This is a genomic window from Burkholderia sp. IMCC1007, assembly GCF_027257875.1.
Classification (GTDB): domain Bacteria; phylum Pseudomonadota; class Gammaproteobacteria; order Burkholderiales; family Burkholderiaceae; genus Burkholderia.
Genome location: NZ_JAPVQY010000007.1, coordinates 62,633 through 82,429 on the forward strand (window position 1 = coordinate 62,633; position 19,797 = coordinate 82,429).

The following is a 19,797-nucleotide window of genomic DNA, read 5'->3' on the forward strand; positions in this document are numbered from 1 at the left end:
AGGCTGTTTCGGCATGGCCGGCAGGCGAACCGGCATGCGCGCACCCCGGCGCAGTGACGGCGCACGCAACGCGTCGCGACGTCGCGATCAGTGTGGTTGCCGGCAATGTATCACAGCGGCCATGCGGGATTTTCTGGGTTGCGGACCGGCCGCCAAACGTGGCTGTTCGCCCGTTGCGGCGCGCGGTTTTACGTACGGTCATGCTTTTTGTCCGCGTTCGACCGCGATGCGGTCCGATCGGACGTGAAATTGTCGCAAAGCGACGCGCGGCAAACGCGCTTTGACGCAAAACATCATCGGCCGCACGTCGCGCTGCTGCGCACAACACCCGCGCGTGACGCCCGTCGTTGCTGGGCCTGCGGGTATTGCGTCGCCGCAATCGGGTGGTGCCCCGCGCGGCGGCCCGCCTGGCGGGGCTATCGGCCGTGTCGTATTTGCGCAAGCGTTTGTCGTAATTCGTCGGCAGGTCGGGGTTTTTTCTGGCAACTATGTAGGCACGCTATGACTCGCGTGAGTCCCCGCTACACGAGGAGAAGGTTTCGATGGATGCCCCCAAGGTCGTGGTCGAAGGTCTGTGCAAGGTGTTTGGAAGCAACCCGCAGCAGGCGCTCGACATGCTCGCCGCCGGCTCGACGAAGGACGAAGTGCTCAAGCGTACCGGTCAGGTCGTCGGTGTGCACAACGTATCGTTCGACGTGCAGGAAGGCGAAATATTCGTGCTGATGGGCCTGTCGGGCTCCGGCAAGTCCACGTTGATCCGCCTCGTGAACCGGCTGGTCGATCCCAGCGCCGGCAAGGTGCTGATCGACGGGCTCGACGTCGCGTCGGCACGCCGCTCGGCGCTGACCGCGCTGCGCCGCAAGGACATGAGCATGGTGTTCCAGTCGTTCGCGCTGATGCCGCATCGCACCGTGGTGTCCAATGCCGCGTTCGGCCTCGAGGTCGCAGGCGTCGGCAGGAAGGAACGCGAGCGCCGTGCCATGGAAGTGCTCGAGCAGGTCGGTCTCGCCCCGTTCGCGAACAAGCTGCCGTCCGAGCTGTCGGGCGGGATGCAGCAGCGCGTCGGCCTCGCCCGCGCGCTGGCCGTGAACCCGTCGCTGATGATCATGGACGAGGCGTTCTCCGCACTCGATCCGCTCAAGCGCCGGGAAATGCAGGACGTGCTGCTGCAACTGCAGAAGGAACAGCGCCGCACGATCATGTTCGTGTCGCACGACCTCGAAGAGGCGCTGCGCATCGGCAACCGCATCGCGATCATGGAAGGCGGCAAGCTCGTGCAGGTCGGCACGCCGCAGGACATCATCGCGAATCCGGCAGACGATTACGTGCGCGCGTTCTTCGACGGCATCGACACCAGCCGCTACCTGACGGCCGGCGACCTGATGCAGACGGGCGCGGTGCCGATCGTGTCGAAGTGCGATGCCGCGAACGTCGCGGCCACGCTGAACGGCAGTGCCGACTACGCGTTCGTGCTCGACGCCGCACGCAAGATCCGCGGCTTCGTCACGCGCGAGGCGATCGGGCAGGACACGCCGTCCGTGCGCCCGATCGAAAGCATCCGCCGCGATGCGTCGCTCGAGCACGTCGTCGCGCGCGTGGTCGCGAGCCCGAATGCGCTGCCCGTCGTCGACGACGACGGTTGCTACTGCGGCTCGGTCGACCGAGCACTCATCCTGAAGGCCATCACGCGTTCGCGAGGTTCCCATGTCTGAAATGATTCCGCTCGGTAGCTGGGTCGACCAGTCCGTTCACTACCTGCTCGACCATGACGCGGCGACGTTCGATGCGATCGGCCGCGCGATCGAGGGGCTTGCCGCCTTCGTCGAACACGGCCTGCAGGCGATCCCGATGTGGCTGATGATGGCGCTCTTCATCGGCGTCGGTCTGTGGCGGGTAGGCTGGCGCTTCGCGTTGTTCACCACGCTGTCGCTGCTGCTGATCTTCGCGACGGGCTTCTGGGATCAGACGGTCATCACGCTCGGCCTCACGCTGTCGTCGACGATCATCAGCCTCGTGCTCGGCGTTCCGCTCGGCATCTGGGCCGCGAAGAGCAAGTGGGTCGCCGCGATCGTGCGTCCGATCCTCGACCTGATGCAGACGATGCCGGCCTTCGTCTACCTGATTCCGGCCGCGATGCTGTTCGGTCTCGGCCGCGTGCCGGGGATCCTGTCGACCGTGATCTTCGCGATGCCGCCGGCCGTGCGCCTGACGAGCCTCGGTATCCGTCACGTGAACCGCGAGATCGTCGAAGCCGGCCAGGCATTCGGCTGCACGCCGTGGCAACTGCTGTACAAGGTGCAGTTCCCGAACGCGCTGCCGTCGATCATGCAGGGCGTGAACCAGACGATCATGATGGCGCTGTCGATGGTGATCATCGCGTCGATGGTTGGTGCGGGCGGCCTCGGCAACGACGTGCTCGCCAGCATCCAGCGTCTCGACATCGGCCTCGGTTTCGAAAGCGGTCTGTCGGTCGTGTTGCTCGCGATCATCCTCGACCGCATTACCGAAAGCTTCGGCCGTGCGCCGGGCACCGCGAAAGCACCGCTGTTCTCGGGCCTGAAGCAACTGCTCCGCAGCAAGGCAACGCCCGTGCAAGCGTGACCTGCCGGCGGCCGGCCAGTCTTCCGGCCGCCTTCCCCGATTCGATACCGGCTTCCGCGGCATCCGCCGCGGGGCTGGTTGCCTGCAACCTGCTCAACCCGTTCGCCAGGAGCCCGATGTGACGTCCGCCGCTGCCGTTGCGCCCGCCGCCTGCGTTTCACCGGTTTCGTCCCTCGCCCATTTCGGCTTCCTGACGCTGCCGAATTTCTCGATGATCGCGTTCTCGAGCGCCGTCGAAGTGCTTCGGATGGCGAACTACGTCGGACGCGCCGATCATTACCGGTGGTCGATCTACTCGCTCGACGGGGCGCCCGTGCATGCCAGCAACGGCATCGCGGTGCGGCCGACCCAGGCGCTCGACTACACGAGCCTGCCCGACGTGATGATCGTGTGCGGCGGCATTCGCATCCGCGACGTGGTCGACGACGGCGCGCGAGACACGCTCGCGGCGCTCGCCGAACGCGGGCTGCCGCTCGGCGGCATCTGCACGGGCGCGTATGCGCTGATGTCGGGCGGGCTGCTCGACGGCTACCGCTGCACCGTGCACTGGGAGAACCTGTCGTCGCTGCACGCGGAGTTTCCGAACGTCGGCTTCGCCGACGAGCTGTTCGTGGTCGACCGTGACCGGCTGACCTGCACCGGCGGCACCGCGCCGCTCGACCTGATGCTGAACCTCGTCGGGATGCGCTTCGGCCAGCAGCTCGCCGCGCAGGTGTCCGAGCAGTTCATTCTCGAACGCATCCGCAGCTCGACCGACACGCAGCCGATTCCGGTCGATGCGCGGGTGGGCTTCTCGCGCGCCGAGCTGATCGAGGTCGTGCGGCTGATGGAAGCGAACATCGAGGAGCCGCTGTCGCTCGAGGAACTCGCGCGGCTCGTGCGCCTGTCGCAGCGGCACCTGCAGCGGATGTTCAAGGTGTACCTGAACGTGTCGCCGACCCACTATTACCTGACGCTGCGCCTGAAGCGCGCGCGCGACCTGCTGCGCACGACCGACGCGTCGATCGCGCGCGTGACGACGACCTGCGGATTCCATTCGCCGTGTCACTTCAGCAAGGCATACCGCGCGCAGTTCGGCCACGCGCCGAGCTACGAGCGCCGGCTGCCCGGGCGCTGAGACTGCCGCGCGAACCTGTTCGGTCCGCGACGCCGCCGGGATCGCGGCGCGCGGCTTCTATAAACGATCCCGCATCCAAGCCAACGACGTCACCTTGAGGAGAAGACAAATGAAGCGCCTATTGATCGCAGCGGTGTGCGGGATGGGGATAGCCGCGCCGACGTCGGCCGTTTATGCGGCCGACCCGCCCGTGTGCAAGAACGTGCGCTTCGCGGATGTCGGCTGGACCGATATCGCGGCCACCACGGGCCTCGCGGCGACGATGCTGCAGGGCCTCGGCTACGCGCCGACCAAGACGATCGCATCGGTGCCGATCACGTTCGCGGGCATCAAGAGCAAGCAGATCGACGTGTTCCTCGGCTACTGGTCGCCGACGATGGACCCGATCATCCAGCCGTTCACGAAGGCCGGCACGATCAAGGTGCTCGCGACGCCCAACCTGACCGGCGCGAAATACACGCTGGCCGTGCCCGACTATGTTTACCAGGGCGGCCTGAAGTCGTTCGCCGACATCCAGAAGTACGCGGACAAGCTGAACGGCAAGGTCTACGGGATCGAGCCGGGCAACGACGGCAACATGCTGATCAAGAAGATGATCGACACCAACCAGTTCGGTCTCGGCAAGTTCAAGCTGGTCGAGTCGAGCGAGGCCGGGATGCTGGTCGAGGTGAACCGCGCGATCCGCGACAAGCAGTGGATCGTGTTCCTTGGGTGGGAACCGCATCCGATGAACGTGCAGATGAAGATCGACTACCTGACCGGCGGCGACGACGTGTTCGGCCCGAACTACGGCGAAGCGAAGGTGCTGACGGCCACGCCGCCCGACTACGCGCAGCGCTGCCCGAACGTCGCGAAGTTCGTGTCGAACCTGCAGTTCACGACGTCGATCGAGAACCACGTGATGGTGCCGATCATGAACAAGGAAGACCCGAACAAGGCGGCCGCCGCGTGGCTGAAGGCGAACCCGCAATCGCTCGACAAGTGGCTGGCCGGCGTGACGACGCTGGACGGCAAGCCGGGCCTGCCGGCCGTGAAGGCGTATCTCGGCGTGCATTGAGCGGCCGGGTTGCGGCTGCGTGACGGCTTGCGTCGCCGGCCGTAACGCATCGAAGTGCCGATGCGGATCGCGAGGGCCGGGGCGGGATGATTTCCTGCCCCGGCCCTCGCGCATTTTGCATGCCGAATTCCGATCGGCGCGCTGTGCCGCGGCGCGCGCGGTAGCGGCGATCAGCGGCCGTGCGAATCGGCTTCGCTCAGCGCCCGCCTTTTCCGCTCGGCGCCCGGCGCGCAGCCGAAGGTCTCCCGATCATTCCTGCCGAAGCTCGGACCGAAGCGAAGTGCGGATCACGACCCCTTGGTCGCCGCCGGCACGTCGAACACGCGATCGAACGCCCACTGGAACACGAACGCGTAGCAGAAGAAGAACGCGAACAGCCCGACGTCGACGACGAACGCGTCGAGCCACGAGATGTCGAGCCACCACGACACGACCGGCACGAGAATGAAGATCAGCCCGCCTTCGAAACCGGTCGCATGCAGGATCCGCCGCCCTAGCGTGCGCGCGGGTTGCCGGCGCAACGCTTCCCAGCGCTCGAACAGCGCGTTGAAGATGATGTTCCACAGCATCGCGATCGCCGACATCGTCACCGACAGCGCGCCCGAGTAGACGAGGTCGTGCTTGAACAGCATTGCGATCACGGGCGAGATGCAGGAAATGGCGATCGCTTCGTAGAGCACCGCCTGCGTGATCCTGCGCGATAGGCCTTGCACGTCGTGGCTCCGGGTCGAAGGTTGCGGCCGCGGCACCGTACCGCGACGTCCCGCCACGCTACCCGCGTTGCGCACCCGCATCAATTCACCTAATCTCACGCGGATTGAATCGAATTCAACCGGCCGGCCGCGGCCCGCGAGGCTCCGTGTTCTCCAGAATCCCCCTGACCGCATTGCGCGTATTCGAGTCGTCGGCGCGGCTCGGCACGTTCAAGGCGGCCGCCGACGAACTGTCCGTGACGCCGGCCGCCGTGTCGCATCAGATCAAGTCGCTCGAAAGCCGGCTCGGCGTGCTGCTGTTCGCGCGCGGCGCGAGCGGCGTGCGGCTCACGGAAGAGGGCGAGCGCCTGTTTCGCGCGTGCCACGACGCGTTGCTCGGATTGAGCCGCGGGCTCGACGCGCTGCGGCCCGCGGAGACCGGCGAGCGCACGCTGGTGCTGACGACCACGCCCGCGTTTGCCGCGATGTGGCTGATCCCGCGCCTCGGCCGGTTCCGTCGCGTCGATCCGCAACTGCACATCAAGGTCGAAACCGGCAATGCGCTCGTCGATCTCGAACGCGATGCGAAGATCGATCTCGCGATTCGCGCGACGTCGCGCACGTTCGCGGCGCTGCACGAGATCGCACTGATCGACGAGTATTTCGGCGCGTACGCGGCGCACGACTTCGACATCGCGCGCACGGACGAGCGGATCGATCTGATCGAGACCGCGTGGGCTACGCCGTTGCCCGTGTCGATCGACTGGCCGTCGTGGTGTCGCGCGGCCGGGCGCGAAGCGTGGCTCGAGCGCGCGCTGTTCCGCCACTTCGACGACGAGCATTACGCGCTGCAGGCCGTGCTGCACGGGCAGGGTATCGGGCTGCTCAGCTCCGTGCTGGTCGCCGAACATGTCGAGCGCGGCGCGCTCACGGCGATCGATCCGTCGGTGCGGCTTGCCGGCGCGCGGTTCGTCGCGCTGTGCCGGCCGGGGCGCGAACGCGACCCGCAAGTGAAGCGATTTCTCGACTGGCTCGAAGCGGAAATCGCGCACACGCGCGCGGCCGTCGCGCGGATCGCGGCCGACGGGCGATGAACGCGTTGCGGCCCGTCGGTCAGTCCGCCGGCTGTTCTGTCCCGTTGACCGCGGCGATGATGTGCGCGCCGAGCGTGCGGGCCGGCGAAACGATGTCCGCGTGCACGGCGCGCAGCGCGTTCAGCGGCATTGACGGCGCGACGCAGTCGGACGGATCCTGCACGATCACGAAGCCGCCATGCGACTGGATCGCGGCCGCGCCCGCCGCACCGTCTCTCAGGTAGCCGGTCAGGACGACGGCGACGACTCCCGACCCATATCCGAGCGCCGCCGAGCGAAACAGCGGATCGGCAGCGGGCCGTGTAAAGTTTTCCTTGGGTGCCGACGTGAGTTGCGCGCGCCCGTGCGCGAGCACCAGGTGCCGGTCGGGCGGGGCCAGATAGACGACCGAGCGCCGGATCGGCTCGTTGCAGTACGGGTGGCGGACGGGCAGGCGGCAACCGTGTGAGAGCGTGGCCGGAAGCGTGTTCCGATTGGGGCCGGTGTGCAGAACGATCAGGATTGCCGCGTCCAGGCCCGCCGGAAGCGCGGGCAAGACCTGCTGAAGCACGGCCAAGCCGCCGGCCGATCCGGCAACGACGACGATGTTTCGACTTTGCATCTGGCCTCCCGACGCCGAGGTGGCGTGTGACGTGATCGGCGCACAACTTGTGCCGCCGCTCGTGCGAAGGCGCGAATCGTGCAGAGGGGCGGAGATGCGGACGGAGCGGATATACAATATCCGGTACCGGAGATATTTTCGAAATGAGCGAGAGACCCAGGGCTGACGAGCCGGCCACCGCGCCGCACGTCGCCGACGACCACGGCCGCTTCCCGATCGTGGGCATCGGCGCCTCCGCCGGCGGCATACAGGCCCTCCTGAACTTCTTCAGCAACGCGCCGGCGGATACCGGGATGGCATTCGTCGTCATCCTGCATCTGTCGCCGAAGCACGAGAGCAATGCCGATCAGGTGCTGCAGCGCGCAACGAAGATGCCGGTCGTGCAGGTGACCGAATCCACGCGTATCGAGCCCGACCACGTCTACATCATCTCGCCGTCGAACGAGCTTTCGATCGACGGCGGCAATCTGCATGTCAGCCGCCAGGAGCGCCCGCAGGTCCGGCCCGTCGCGATCGACCTGTTCTTCCGCAGCCTTGCCGAAGCGCATCGCGAGCGTGCCGTCAGCATCGTGCTGTCGGGCACCGGCAGCGACGGTTCGGTGGGCATCGGACACATCAAGGAGCACGCCGGCATCACGATCGCGCAATCGCCGGAAGAAGCCCAGTATCAGGAAATGCCGCAAAGCGCGATTGCGACCGGCCAGGTCGACTTCGTGCTGCCAGTCGCCGAGATGCCGCAGAAGTTGATCGGGCTCGAACGGAACGCGCGCGCGATCCAGATGCCGAAAGGGAACGGCAACGAGTCGGCGGACGACCCGAACGGCACGGGCATGTCGGTCGATACGGAGAAGGCGTTGCGCGACATCCTGTCGATGCTGCGCACGCGAACCGGCAACGATTTTCGCCATTACAAGCGGGCCACGGTCCTGCGGCGCATCGAGCGGCGCCTGCAGGTGAACGGGCTGACCACGCTGGTGGAATACCAGCGTTTCCTGCAAGCGCATCTCGACGAAACCAACGCGTTGCTGAAGGACATGCTGATCGGCGTGACCAACTTCTTTCGCGATCGCAGCGCGTTCGACGCGTTCGAATCGGAAATCGTCGGGCGGATCTTCGAGAACAAGACGAGCGACGATCAGATCCGCGGCTGGGTGGCAGGCTGCTCGACCGGCGAGGAAGTCTATTCGCTCGGCATGATCCTGCTCGAATATGTGGATCATCATCCGAACCTGCCGTCGATTCAACTGTTCGGCAGCGACATCGACGAGCGTGCGATCGGCGTCGCGCGCGTCGGCGCGTATCCGGAATCGATCCTCGCGGATGTGTCGGCCACGCGCCTGCGCCAGTTCTTCACGAAGGACCACGGCCGCTATCACGTGATCAAGCCGTTGCGCGAGAAGGTGCTGTTCGCGACGCACAACGTGCTGCGTGACCCGCCGTTCTCGCGGCTCGATTTCATTTCATGCCGCAACCTGCTCATCTATCTCGATCGCGATGCGCAGCGCCACGTGTTGCAGACGTTCCATTTCGCGCTGCAATCCGGCGGTTACCTGTTCCTCGGCAACTCGGAATCCGCCGAAGTCGCGGACGACCTCTTCATGCCGATCGACGCGAAGCACCGCGTCTATCGCGCGAAACAGGGCACCGCGACGCTTCGTCCGCCGCCGCCGGCGTTGCCGGCCATGCAGTACGGCACGCCGTTCGGCGCCGTCGCGCACGACGACGTGACGGTCCAGCGGCCGCAGTTCGCGTATGCGAGCCTGCACCAGCGCGCGCTCGAACGATACGGCGCGCCGAGCCTCGTCGTCGACCACAACTACGACATCGTGCACATGGCCGAGCTGGCGGGGCGGTATCTGCGCTACGTCGGCGGCGAACCGTCGCACAATCTCGTCACGCTGGTGCGCCCCGAGCTCCGGTTGCAACTGCGCACCGCGTTGTTCCAGGCGCTGCAGGGCGGCCGCCCGGTCACTGCGCAGCAGGTCGAGTTGCCGATGGGCGACATGGTGTCGCGCGTGAACATGTCGGTGCGGCCGTTCCGCGACGATCAGCTCGGCAGCGTGTTCATGCTGGTGGTGTTCGAAGAGGAAACCGACGTTCGCGCGGAAGTGCGGCGGACCGATGACGCGAACTGCAACAACGCGGTGCTGACGCAGCTCGAAAACGAGCTCCATCGGACGAAGCAGCAACTGCAGTCGACGATCGAGCAGGCGGACGTGTCGACGGAAGAGCTGAAGGCGTCGAACGAAGAGCTGCAGGCGATCAACGAAGAACTGCGATCCGCCACCGAGGAACTCGAGACCAGCAAGGAAGAGCTGCAATCGGTGAACGAGGAGCTCATCACCGTCAACGGCGAGTTGCAGGCGAAGGTCGAGGAAACCGCGAAGGCGAACGACGACCTGCAGAACCTGATCGCATCGACCGGCATCGCGACGATCTTCATGGATCGCGCGATGCGCGTGAAGCGCTTCACGCCGGCCGCGGTCGGCCTGTTCAACCTGATTTCGACCGATGTCGGCCGTTCGCTGCTGGACATCACGCATCGCCTGAACTATCCGGAGCTGGCGGCGGATGCCGTCGCCGCGTTCGAATCGCTGCGGCTGATCGAGCGCGAGGTGGGCAGTGCCGACGGCAACTGGTATCTGGCGCGGCTGCTGCCTTACCGCACGTCGGACGACCGGATCGACGGCGCGGTGCTGACGCTGACCGACGTCACGGAGCGGCGCCGTGCGGAAGCGAAGCTGCGCGCGAACGAGGCGCGGCTGCAGCTCGCGGCCGAGAGCACGAGCGATTTCGCGATCATCGTCCAGAACATGGACGGCACGATCGTCACGTGGAACAAGGGGGCGGAGCGCGTGTTCGGCTATGCCGAGAGCGAGGTGATCGGCCAGCCGATCGACATGATCTATTTGCCGGAAGACGTCGGGTACAGCGCGATCGAGCGCGACGAGGCGCAGCGGCTCGGGCGCTCCGACGACGAACGGTGGTACCGGCGCAAGGACGGCGCGAAGATTTATTGCGGTGGCGAAGTGACGTTCATCAACGACGACACGTTCAAGGGCTACGCGAAAATCGCGCGGGATCTCACCGAGCGCAAGAGCATCGAGAAGCGCCAGTTCGACCAGCTGCTCAGCGAACGCTCGATGCGCGAGAAGACCGAGGAAGCCAACCGGGCCAAGGACGAGTTCTTTGCGGTGCTGTCGCACGAGCTGAAGAATCCGCTCAACCTGATCCACGTGAAGGCCGAGCTGCTGTCGCTGGCGCCGGAAACCCGCGACCTCGATCTCGTCAAGGATGCCGTCAGCGCGATCCAGCGTTCCGTGATGAGCCGGGCGAAGATCATCGACGACCTGCTGGACATGTCGCGCGCACGCACCGGCAAGCTGACGCTGGACCACGTTCCGACCGACCTCGCCGCGTTGCTGCAGGGGCTCGTCGTCGCATGCCGGCCGGAGGCGTCGAGTCGCGACATCACGGTCACGCTGGAGGGCGCATCGGCGCCCGTCGTCGTGGAAGCGGACCCGGTGCGCGTCGAGCAGATCGTGTGGAACCTGCTCAGCAACGCACTGAAATTCACGCCGGCCGGCGGCGCGGTGAAGTTGACCCTCGCGCGCGAAACCGAGTACGTGCGCATCGACGTGGCCGACACCGGAAGCGGCATCGCGCCGGATTTCCTGCCGAAGATCTTCGACATGTTCAGCCAGGCGAGCGTCGCGCGCAGTCGCTCGACCGCCGGCCTCGGGATCGGTTTGTCGCTCGTCAAGCAGCTCGCCGAGATGCACGGCGGGCGGATCGAAGCGCATTCCGACGGGGTCGGGCGCGGCAGCCTGCTCCAGTTCCGGCTGCCGATCGCGCCGTCGAGCGCGTTGGGCGACGGCAACGGGCCGCGGCCGACGGACATCGTGCTCGAAGGCATGCGCGTGCTGGTCGTCGACGATTCCGAGGACATGCTGAGCGCGTTCTGCAAGGTCCTGCAGTTCGAAGGCGCGATCGTCACGAGCGAAGGCAGCGCGAAGGCAGCGATCGACGCGGCCAGGAACGGCCATTTCGATCTCGTGCTGTCCGACATCGCGATGCCCGGCATGGACGGCTATCAGCTGATCAAGGTGCTGCGGACCTTCCCGTCGATGGCGGACGTGCCGGCGATCGCGCTGACCGGCTTCGGCCGCGCGCACGACAAGACCGAGGCGCGCGCGGCGGGATACGACGGGCATCTGACGAAGCCCGTTGCGGTGCGTGCGCTGAAGGACGAGATCGCGCGCGTGATGTCGCATCGCTCGGGCGGCCGGTCGGTTGCGTGACGGCCGGTTCGGCCGTGAGGTCGCGCATCGTCGCGCTGAATCGCGCTGACGGCGCGCGCTAAACCGGTATCGACCGTCCGCGTATCCGGATGCCGAGCCGCACGACCCCGATCACCGCATTCGACAGCCACGTCAGCAGCCGCGGCATCCCGCGTCGGCGGATATCGAGCAGCAGCACGATCCGCACCCGGTCGCTGTCGTTCCATACCTCGTGCGTGAACGTGTCGTCCCACAACAGGAAGCGCCCTTCGTCGAGCCGGTATTCGTGTCCGTCGACCTTCAGCACCGCGGCGGGCGAGCCGTCCGCGCGCTTCGGCATCGACAGCACCAGATAGCCGCGCAGGATGCCGCGGAACGGCCCGCGATGCGGCGGGATGTGCTTGCCCGGCGCGAGGAACGACAGCGATGCGGACAACACGTCGGGCGACGCCGCGACGATCGACGCGATGGTCGGGCAGCGCGACAGGTTGCGCGGAAACGGCTGGCCATACGCCTGCATGATGAACATCCGCCAGTCGCGTGCATCGTTGGCCGAGATGTCGTACTGCTCGCGCATGATCTCGTGAAAGCGCGGGATGCGCGGCATGTCGCGCGCGACGGCGAACGCCTCCGCCTGGATGTCGGGCCACGCGCGGATGAAACGCTCGGCATCGGGGAATGCGGCCGTGTCGAGCACCGCGCCGCCATCGATATGGCGGTCGTAAAGCGTGCGAAGCCAGGCGGCTGCATAGTCGTAAGCGACGGACATGATCGAAGGGCGATCCGCAGGATGTCGTCAGTCTGCCCCACGCGCGGTGGCGGCTGCGTTACGTCAGGTTACGCCGGCTGACGAACGAATGACAGCAGGATGAACGTGCGGCACCGATGGCCCGAAAACGGGGAGGCATCGTGAACACCGCTGCGGCGTACCCGGGAATAAACCCGCGTCCGGCGTCGTCATACGGGATGTAGCACATCGTCTCGTTGACCTCGAAGGAGTGGACCATGAACAGGCAGTGGATGAAGGCCGCCACGGTGGCGGCAATGGCTTTCGCGGGCGTCGCGACGCACGCGTCGGCACAGGCGCTGACACGCGCGCAGGTCAGGCAGGAACTGATCGACGCCGAACGACACGGGCTGAGCGTCGTGACCGACACGTCGTATCCGGACGTGAGCCCGCTGTTCCGGCGGCAGGTCGAACGGATGCCGCAGCAGCAGGCCGAGGACGCGCTCGGAAGCGAGCCGGCAGCGAATTCCGATGCCGGGCGGCGGGCGGTGACGCCATCGCGTCCGGGCTCGGCCGCGTGCGTCGGCCCTGAGAGCTTCTGCACCCCTTATTTCGGAAGCTGACGCATCAGCCCGCGTCGCCGGGCTCGATGCTCATAGCAGTTGATCGATACGGAAATGGATGGAGTTCATCATGAAGACATATATCGCACTACTGATGATGATCGGCGCGGTTGCCGGTCAGTCTGCGTTCGCGCAGTCGTCCGCGCCGCTCACGCGCGCGCAGGTTCGCGAAGAACTGATTCGTCTGGAAGCGGCCGGGTACGATCCGTCGAAGGGCGACGACGGCGAATATCCCGCGGACATCCAGGCTGCGCAGGCGCGGGTCGCGGCGCAGGAGCAGGCGAGGACGGCGGCGGCCGGCGCGCGTGCCGTCACCGACGGCATGCCGCCGCAGGCTGGAAACTAGGTGCGCACGAGAACGACGGGCGCACCGTTTCATGCATGCGGCGCGGATCTCACCACGGCATCATGCGCTGCATCACGCCGTCGCGCAGCACGAAACGATGCGCGAGTGCGGCGGCCACGTGCACGCAGATGCCGCCGAACAGCACCCATGCGAGGATGCCGTGCACGTCGCCCATCGCGTGACCGAATCCGGAGCCGGCCGCGGACAGCGCCGGCAACGGCACGATCCCGAGCAGCGTCACGCTCCATGCGCGCGACGATGCGTTGATCCAGCCGAGCAGCGGCACCGCGATCAGCAACGCGTAGAGCGCGACGTGCGTCGCACCGGACAGCGCGCGCATCACGGGCGACAGGTCGTCGGCGGGCGGACGGTGCGTCACGCGCCAGAGCACCCGGCACGCCATGGCCGCGAGCAGAGCGGTGCCGACGATCAGGTGTGCGGCGATCAGGCCGACCGGTTGCGTGTCGCGATGCACGTCGGGCATCGTCCAGCCGATCGCATATTGCGCGACGATCAACGCCACGATCAGCCAGTGGAGAAGGCGCGCCACGGCGTCGTATCGGGCAGGTCCGGACATGAAAACTCCTGACGGATGGCGGGGAGGGTATCGTGGGGCGGATTCTACGGTGGAATCCTTAACGAAACGTTAAGCCCTCGGCGTGGCGTGGCGTGGCGTGGCGTGCGATCGGTCGGCGCACGCTCGGGCCGGTGCGCGGGCCGGCACGGTCATCCAATGCATCGTGCTGATGTCGTTGCTGGCGTTATGCATACCGCACGCATCTTTCACCACGATGACGCTTCGCGTACGGGCCGTCGTCGCGATCGCGACGGCGATCCTGTCGGCCCGTAAGGTATCCGACGCGGCGCTTACGGCCGCGCGCGTGCGGCGACGTGTGCGTAAGTGGGATCGATCGTCGCACGCTAGCCGTGTCATCTGATTGCGCGTACCGTGCGTGGGTCATCCGCTACATCCGGTTCGACGGCAACCGTTTCGACCGCATGTGTGGATGAGTCCGTGCGCGCGGTGCCGGTCCCGGCGTCGCGGTCGTACGGGCAACCACGGGGACGAAGCATGGTCTTGCTGCATATGGCGCACGCGCTGGCCTGGACAATGTCGATCGCTTGCGGGCTCGGCGCAGTGCTGGGCATGACGTACACGATCGTGGCCAGCGTGCTGGTCGGCCGATTCTTTTCCCGCGCGGCGGCGATGCCGCGCGATTTTCCGGGTGTCACCATCGCGAAGCCGTTGCACGGCGACGAGTGGCAGCTCGTACAGCATCTTGAAAGCTTCTTCGTCCAGGATTATCCGGGGCCGGTGCAGCACCTGTTCGGCGTGCACGATGCGGACGACGCCGCGCTCGACGCCGTCGAGACGCTGCGCGCGCGCTATCCGGACGCGAACATCACGGTCGTCGCCGACGCGCGGCTGTACGGGCCGAACCGGAAGATCGGCAACCTCGTCAACATGCTCGAACGCGCGGAGCACTCGGTGCTCTGTCTCGCCGACAGCGACGTGCTGGTCGAGCGCGACTATCTGCGCGCCGCCGTCGGTGCGTTGCAGGAACCGGAGGTCGGGATCGTGACGAGCGTGTATCGCGGCGTCGCGTCGCCGGGCTTCTGGCCGCGTGTCGCGGCCGCGATGACGAACTACCATTTTCTGCCGGGCGTGATCACCGGGCTTTTCATCGGTCGCGCGCGTCCATGCTTCGGCCAGACGATCGCGATCACGCGCACGATGCTCGAACGCATCGGCGGCCTCGCGCGCTTCGCCCATCACCTGGCGGAGGATCACGCGCTCGGCGAAGCGGTGCGGCAGGCCGGCGCGCGGGTCGTCGTTCCGCCGTTCGTGGTCGGGCACGCGTGCGTCGAGGACACGTTCGCGACGCTGTATGCGCACGAACTGCGCTGGAGTCGCACCATCCGCGCGGCGGACCGGACCGGGCATGCCGGTTCGGTGCTGATGCATCCGCTGCCGCTCGCGCTGCTGGCGCTGCTGCTGTCCGGCGGCGCGCCGGCCGCGTGCGGGCTGACGGCGGCGGCCCTCGCCGCGCGCGTGCTGCTGATGATGAAAACCGGGCGTGCGACCGGTGTGGGCGTGAGCGGCGCCGTGTGGTTGCCGTTCGTCGATCTGCTGCAGTTCGCGGTGTTCGTGTCGAGCTTCTTCTCATCGCACGTGATCTGGCGCGGCACGCGGTTTCGCGTCGATCGCGAGGGCTTGCTGTCGCCGGCGGGGAAATCATGACGCACGACACGCACTCCGGCGACGACGGCGCGCGCGCGACGTCCGTGCGCGGCGACGCACGGCTGCGGCATGCGGGCCGCCTGGCCGCGCTCGCGGGGCTCGCGATCGCGGTATGGCTGATCTGGCGCGAGCATCCGCTCGATGTCCTGCGCCGCCTGGAGGCGGCCGGTGCCGGGCTGCTGGTTGTCGCGCTCGCGCACATCCTGCCGATGCTCGCGAATGCGTGGGACTGGCGGATGCTGATCCGCTGCCGGCGCCGGCCGTCGTTCGCGACGATGCTGAAGATCGTGTGGATCCGCGAATCCATCAACGGGTTGCTGCCGGTCGCGCGGATCGGCGGCGAAATCGTGTCGTTCAGCCTGCTGCGGCAGGCCGGCGTGCGGCCGGCAACGGCCGTCGCGAGCCTCGTCGCCGACATGCAGCTCACGCTGATCAGCCAGCTGGTGTTCGCGCTGGTCGCGATCGGCTACGTGCTCGAGCGCGTGTCGTCCGATGCCGCGCGCGTGGCGGCGCAGCTCGCCATCGGGATGGCGGCGCTGGTGCCGGTGCTCCTGCTGTTCGCGCTGGTGCAGCATGCGCGGCCGTTCGAGCGGGCGATGCGCGCGCTCAACCGCATCACGAGCGGGAAGGTCTATGCGCTGGTCGGCGAATCGGCGCGCACCGATCAGTCGATCCGGATGATCTGGAGAAAGACGGGGATCGTCGTCCGCTATCTGGGGATCTGGCAGACGCTGCAGTTTGCCGGATATGCGCTGGAAATCTGGCTCGCGCTGCGGTTTCTCGGCACCGATGCGACCTTCGCGCAGGCGCTCGCGATCGAGGCGCTGATCCAGCTGCTGAGCAGCATCGCGTTCCTGATGCCGGGCGGGCTCGGCGTGCAGGAGGGCGGCTTCGTGCTGATCGGCGGGCTGCTCGGGTTCGACGCGCCGACCTGCCTCGCGCTGGCCGGCGCGCGGCGCGTGCGCGACCTGCTGTTCTATCTGCCGGGGCTGCTCGCGTGGCAGCACGCGGTAGGCGCGGCACGCCCGCCGGGCGGCGCGAAACCCGCGTCGATGCGGATCGGGGAATCCGCCGGGCGGCGCTGAGCGGCGTGGCCCGGCCCGGCGTCGCTGCCTGCCGACGGCGGCCCGTTACGGGGCCGCGCGGCAGGCGCGACCGTCAACGGCCTTCGTCGGCGATATGACTGCGGATCACGTCCGCGAACGACGTATCGCCCTTCAGCCCGAGCGCTTCGGCGCGCGTCGTGTCCCAGCGGCCCGGCCAGCTGCCGACGATTCTCTCGACGCGCTCGTCCGGTGCATGGCGGATCAGCTTCACGACGTCGTCGCCGGCTACTTCGCGCAGCGCCGCGATCATCTCGTCGACCGACACCGACAGGCCCGGCAGGTTGATCACGCGCTTGTTGCCGAGCTTCGCGCTGTCGATCTCGCAGCCCGCGACGAGCGCTTCGATCGCGCCGCGCGGCGACAGCAGCCACAGCCGTGTCGACCCAGGCACCGGGCACACGCTTTCCTCGCCATTGAGCGGCTCGCGGATGATGCCGCTCGCGAACGACGATGCGGCCGCGTTCGGGCGGCCCGGCCGCACGCTGATGGTCGGCAGGCGCAGCACGCGGCCGTCGACGAAGCCGCGCCGCGCGTAGTCGCACAGCAGCAGCTCGGCGATCGCCTTCTCCGCGCCGTACGACGATTGCGGGTTCAGCGCGGTATCGTCCTGCACGACGTCGGGCAGCACGCCGCCATAGACGGCAACCGAGCTCGTGAACACGACGCGCGGCCGGTGGCCGCGTGCGCGGCACACTTCGAGCAGCGTGCGCGATGCATCGAGGTTGATCCGCATGCCGAGATCGAAATCGGCTTCGGCCTGCCCGCTGACGATTGCCGCGAGGTGGAAGATCGCGTTCGTCTGCGTGTCGATTGCGCTTTCGAGCACCGCGCGATCGGCGATGTCGCCGACGATCGACGTCACGCGCGCGTCGCCGAAATCGCTGCCCTTGACGACGTCGAGCAGCACCAGCTCGTCGATCTTCTCGATGCGGCCGTCGGGGCCGGTCAGTTCGCCGCGCTCGAGCAGCTTGCGGGCGAGACGCTGGCCGAGAAAGCCGGCACCGCCGGTGATCAGTACTTTCATGTTCTTCATCCTCTAAGGAATGCTTGCGTTACAGGTACGGCTTGATCCAGCCGAGGCCTTCGGACGTACCGGCCTTCGGCCGATACTCGCAGCCGATCCAGCCGTCGTAGCCCAGCGCGTCGATCACCGAGAACAAGTACGGGTAGTTCAGCTCGCCGAGATCCGGCTCGTGACGCTCGGGCACGCCGGCGATCTGGATGTGGCCGATGCCCGCGAAATCGCGCTTGAGCTTCATCGCGAGGTCACCCTCGACGATCTGGCAGTGATAGCAGTCGAACTGCACCTTCAGGTTCGGCGCGCCGACTTCCGCGCAGATCTCGTGCGCGTCGTCCTGACGGCTCAGGAAATAGCCGGGCATGTCGCGCTGGTTGATCGGCTCGATCAGGATCGTGATGCCGTGCGCGGCGGCCGCCTGCGCCGCATGCCGCAGGTTCGACAGGTAGGTGTCGCGATGGCGGGCGCGATCGGCACCCGGCGGCACCATGCCGGCCATCACGTGCAGTTTCTTGTTGCCGATGACTCGCGCATAGTCGAGCGCCTGGTCGATGCCGCGACGGAATTCGTCCTCGCGGCCCGGCAGCGATGCAATGCCGCGCTCGCCGGCGGCCCAGTCGCCGGGCGGCGCGTTGAACAGCGCCTGTTCGAGGTTGTGCGCGTCGAGGCGCGCGCGGATGTCTTCGGCGGCGAAGTCGTACGGGAACAGGTACTCGACGGCCTTGAAGCCGTCGTGGGCGGCAGCGGCGAAGCGTTCGAGGAACGCGTGCTCCGTGTACATCATCGAGAGGTTGGCGGCGAAGCGGGGCATGGCAGCGGGTCCTGTGAATGAATGGGGCGGGGCATCGCGCCCCGCGTCGAATGATGAATCGGCCAGCGGCGGATCAGCGGTTCACGAGTTTCGCGGGCGTGAGCCACACGGCGATCGCGCCGATCACGAGCATCCCCGCGAGCACATACATGCCGGAGGCGGTGCTGTGCGTGGCGTCCTTCAGGTAGCCGATCACGTACGGGCTCGCGAAGCCGGCGAGGTTGCCGACCGAATTGATGATCGCGATCCCGGCGGCGGCAGCGGAGCCCGCGAGGAACGCGGTCGGCAGCGACCAGAACAGCGGTGCGCAGGTCAGCACGCCGCCCGCCGCGAGCGACAGGAACACGATCGACACCGCCGTATTGTGCGAGTACGACGCGGCGACCGCAAATCCGACCGCGCCCATCAGCGCCGGCACGATCAGATGCCAGCGGCGTTCGCGGCGCTTGTCCGCGCTGTGGCCGAACAGGTTCATCACGACGATCGCGACGACGAACGGAATCGCCGACAGCAGGCCGATCTGCAGCGTATCGGTGATGCCGGTCGATTTGACGAGCGTCGGCATCCAGAACGTCAGGCCGTACTGGCCGGTGACGAACGCGAAGTAGATCAGCGACATCCACCACATGCGCGGGTCGGCGAACACGGCCTTCAGCGAATGGCCGTGCTGCTGCTGTTCCTGCGGCTGCGCGGCGATTTCCGTTTCGAGCAGCTGCTTCTCGCGCTCGTCGAGCCACTTTGCGCTGCGGATGTTGTTGTCGAGATAGAGGATCGTCGCGATGCCGACGAGCACGGCCGGCACGGCTTCGATCATGAACATCCATTGCCAGCCGTGAAAGCCCGAGCCGCCGTGAAAGCGCTCCATGATCCAGCCCGACAGCGGGTTGCCGAAGATGCCCGACACCGGAATCGCCGACATGAACACCGCGATGATCTTCGCGCGGCGATGCGACGGGAACCAGTACGTGAGATACAGGATCACGCCCGGATAGAAGCCGGCTTCCGCCAGACCGAGCAGAAAGCGCAGCACGTAGAACTGCGTCGGCGTCTTCACGAACGCGAACACCGCCGACAGCAGCCCCCACGTGATCATGATCCGCGCGATCCAGATCCGCGCGCCGATGCGGTGCATCAGCAGGTTGCTTGGCAGTTCGAACAGAAAGTAGCCAAGGAAGAAGATGCCGGCGCCAAGGCCGAACACGGTTTCGCTGAACGCGAGATCCTGCGACATCTGCAGCTTCGCGAAGCCGACGTTCACGCGGTCGAGATAGGCGACCACGTAGCAGAGCATCAGGAACGGCACGATGCGCCAGAACACTTTTTTGTAGGCGCGGTCGAGTTCGGCCGATTGGGCTGGCGCGATGGGCGAGCGGCTTGCGGCCGCGTCGAGAGCAGTCATTGTCGTCTCCTGGACTATCGTGTGCCGGCGGCGCGTACGCCGCCGGATCGTGTGTGCTGTCGCAAGGGCCCGCGCACACGGCG

Annotated in this window: 16 protein-coding genes and 1 pseudogene; 10 read left to right on the plus strand and 7 right to left on the minus strand. The window is 66.9% G+C overall.

From position 1 onward, the window contains the following. Window positions 1–420 precede the first annotated feature (420 nt). The 4 genes and pseudogenes from O1Q03_RS09220 to O1Q03_RS09235 all read left to right on the plus strand — a co-directional run. Window positions 421–1,712: pseudogene (locus O1Q03_RS09220) on the plus strand (quaternary amine ABC transporter ATP-binding protein); the annotation flags it as partial. Next, window positions 1,705–2,601 carry a choline ABC transporter permease subunit gene (choW, locus tag O1Q03_RS09225; protein ID WP_269502941.1) on the plus strand — a complete coding sequence of 299 codons (897 nt, stop codon included), beginning with the start codon at window positions 1,705–1,707 and terminating at the stop codon, window positions 2,599–2,601. The pseudogene O1Q03_RS09220 and the gene choW, both read left to right, overlap by 8 nt. Window positions 2,602–2,719: 118 nt before the next feature. Continuing rightward, a complete protein-coding gene (locus tag O1Q03_RS09230; RefSeq protein WP_124826844.1) occupies window positions 2,720–3,718 on the plus strand; it encodes a GlxA family transcriptional regulator in 999 nt (332 codons plus the stop codon). A 109-nt stretch (window positions 3,719–3,827) separates the two neighbouring features. Next, window positions 3,828–4,775 carry a choline ABC transporter substrate-binding protein gene (locus tag O1Q03_RS09235; RefSeq protein ID WP_269502942.1) on the plus strand — a complete coding sequence of 316 codons (948 nt, stop codon included), beginning with the start codon at window positions 3,828–3,830 and terminating at the stop codon, window positions 4,773–4,775. Between the two features lie 287 nt (window positions 4,776–5,062). Here the strand turns inward: O1Q03_RS09235 and O1Q03_RS09240 are convergent, their stop codons facing one another. After that, a complete protein-coding gene (locus O1Q03_RS09240; protein WP_269502943.1) occupies window positions 5,063–5,488 on the minus strand; it encodes a PACE efflux transporter in 426 nt (141 codons plus the stop codon). Window positions 5,489–5,634: 146 nt separating this feature from the next. On the opposite strand from O1Q03_RS09240, the gene O1Q03_RS09245 reads away from it, so the two are divergent. After that, window positions 5,635–6,561 (plus strand): LysR substrate-binding domain-containing protein, encoded by a 927-nt coding sequence (locus O1Q03_RS09245; RefSeq protein ID WP_269502944.1) that lies wholly within the window; start codon window positions 5,635–5,637, stop codon window positions 6,559–6,561. Between the two features lie 19 nt (window positions 6,562–6,580). Here the strand turns inward: O1Q03_RS09245 and O1Q03_RS09250 are convergent, their stop codons facing one another. Then, complete coding sequence (locus O1Q03_RS09250; protein ID WP_269502946.1) at window positions 6,581–7,279, minus strand: chemotaxis protein CheB; 699 nt, start codon at window positions 7,277–7,279, stop codon at window positions 6,581–6,583. Window positions 7,280–7,305: 26 nt separating this feature from the next. On the opposite strand from O1Q03_RS09250, the gene O1Q03_RS09255 reads away from it, so the two are divergent. Beyond that, window positions 7,306–11,463 (plus strand): chemotaxis protein CheB, encoded by a 4,158-nt coding sequence (locus O1Q03_RS09255; protein WP_269502947.1) that lies wholly within the window; start codon window positions 7,306–7,308, stop codon window positions 11,461–11,463. Between the two features lie 58 nt (window positions 11,464–11,521). On the opposite strand, the gene O1Q03_RS09260 is transcribed toward O1Q03_RS09255, so the two are convergent. Then, window positions 11,522–12,211, minus strand: a complete 690-nt coding sequence (locus O1Q03_RS09260) for an aspartyl/asparaginyl beta-hydroxylase domain-containing protein (RefSeq protein WP_269502948.1) — start codon at window positions 12,209–12,211, stop codon at window positions 11,522–11,524. A gap of 236 nt (window positions 12,212–12,447) precedes the next feature. Here O1Q03_RS09260 and O1Q03_RS09265 point away from each other — a divergent pair, with 236 nt between their 5' ends. Both O1Q03_RS09265 and O1Q03_RS09270 read left to right on the plus strand, forming a co-directional pair. After that, window positions 12,448–12,792, plus strand: coding sequence for a DUF4148 domain-containing protein (locus tag O1Q03_RS09265; protein ID WP_269502950.1), 345 nt, complete (start codon window positions 12,448–12,450; stop codon window positions 12,790–12,792). A gap of 70 nt (window positions 12,793–12,862) precedes the next feature. Beyond that, window positions 12,863–13,138 (plus strand): DUF4148 domain-containing protein, encoded by a 276-nt coding sequence (locus O1Q03_RS09270; protein ID WP_269502951.1) that lies wholly within the window; start codon window positions 12,863–12,865, stop codon window positions 13,136–13,138. Between the two features lie 49 nt (window positions 13,139–13,187). Here O1Q03_RS09270 and O1Q03_RS09275 read toward each other — a convergent pair whose 3' ends face one another. Next, window positions 13,188–13,715, minus strand: coding sequence for a cytochrome b (locus O1Q03_RS09275; RefSeq protein WP_269502953.1), 528 nt, complete (start codon window positions 13,713–13,715; stop codon window positions 13,188–13,190). Between the two features lie 495 nt (window positions 13,716–14,210). On the opposite strand from O1Q03_RS09275, the gene hpnI reads away from it, so the two are divergent. After that, window positions 14,211–15,380, plus strand: coding sequence for a bacteriohopanetetrol glucosamine biosynthesis glycosyltransferase HpnI (gene hpnI, locus O1Q03_RS09280; RefSeq protein ID WP_269502954.1), 1,170 nt, complete (start codon window positions 14,211–14,213; stop codon window positions 15,378–15,380). Further along, window positions 15,377–16,465 (plus strand): lysylphosphatidylglycerol synthase domain-containing protein, encoded by a 1,089-nt coding sequence (locus O1Q03_RS09285; protein ID WP_269502956.1) that lies wholly within the window; start codon window positions 15,377–15,379, stop codon window positions 16,463–16,465. Before hpnI ends, O1Q03_RS09285 begins: the two co-directional genes overlap by 4 nt. Window positions 16,466–16,538: 73 nt before the next feature. Here the strand turns inward: O1Q03_RS09285 and denD are convergent, their stop codons facing one another. The 3 genes from denD to O1Q03_RS09300 form a co-directional block, all read right to left on the minus strand. Beyond that, window positions 16,539–17,510: a D-erythronate dehydrogenase gene (gene denD / locus O1Q03_RS09290; RefSeq protein WP_269502958.1), complete on the minus strand. Its 972-nt coding sequence runs from the start codon at window positions 17,508–17,510 to the stop codon at window positions 16,539–16,541. A 28-nt stretch (window positions 17,511–17,538) separates the two neighbouring features. Continuing rightward, the gene (otnI, locus tag O1Q03_RS09295) at window positions 17,539–18,315 is read right to left on the minus strand and encodes a 2-oxo-tetronate isomerase (protein ID WP_269502959.1); all 777 of its coding nucleotides are present in this window, start codon (window positions 18,313–18,315) and stop codon (window positions 17,539–17,541) included. Between the two features lie 73 nt (window positions 18,316–18,388). Further along, window positions 18,389–19,714 (minus strand): MFS transporter, encoded by a 1,326-nt coding sequence (locus tag O1Q03_RS09300; protein ID WP_269502960.1) that lies wholly within the window; start codon window positions 19,712–19,714, stop codon window positions 18,389–18,391. Window positions 19,715–19,797: the final 83 nt, after the last annotated feature.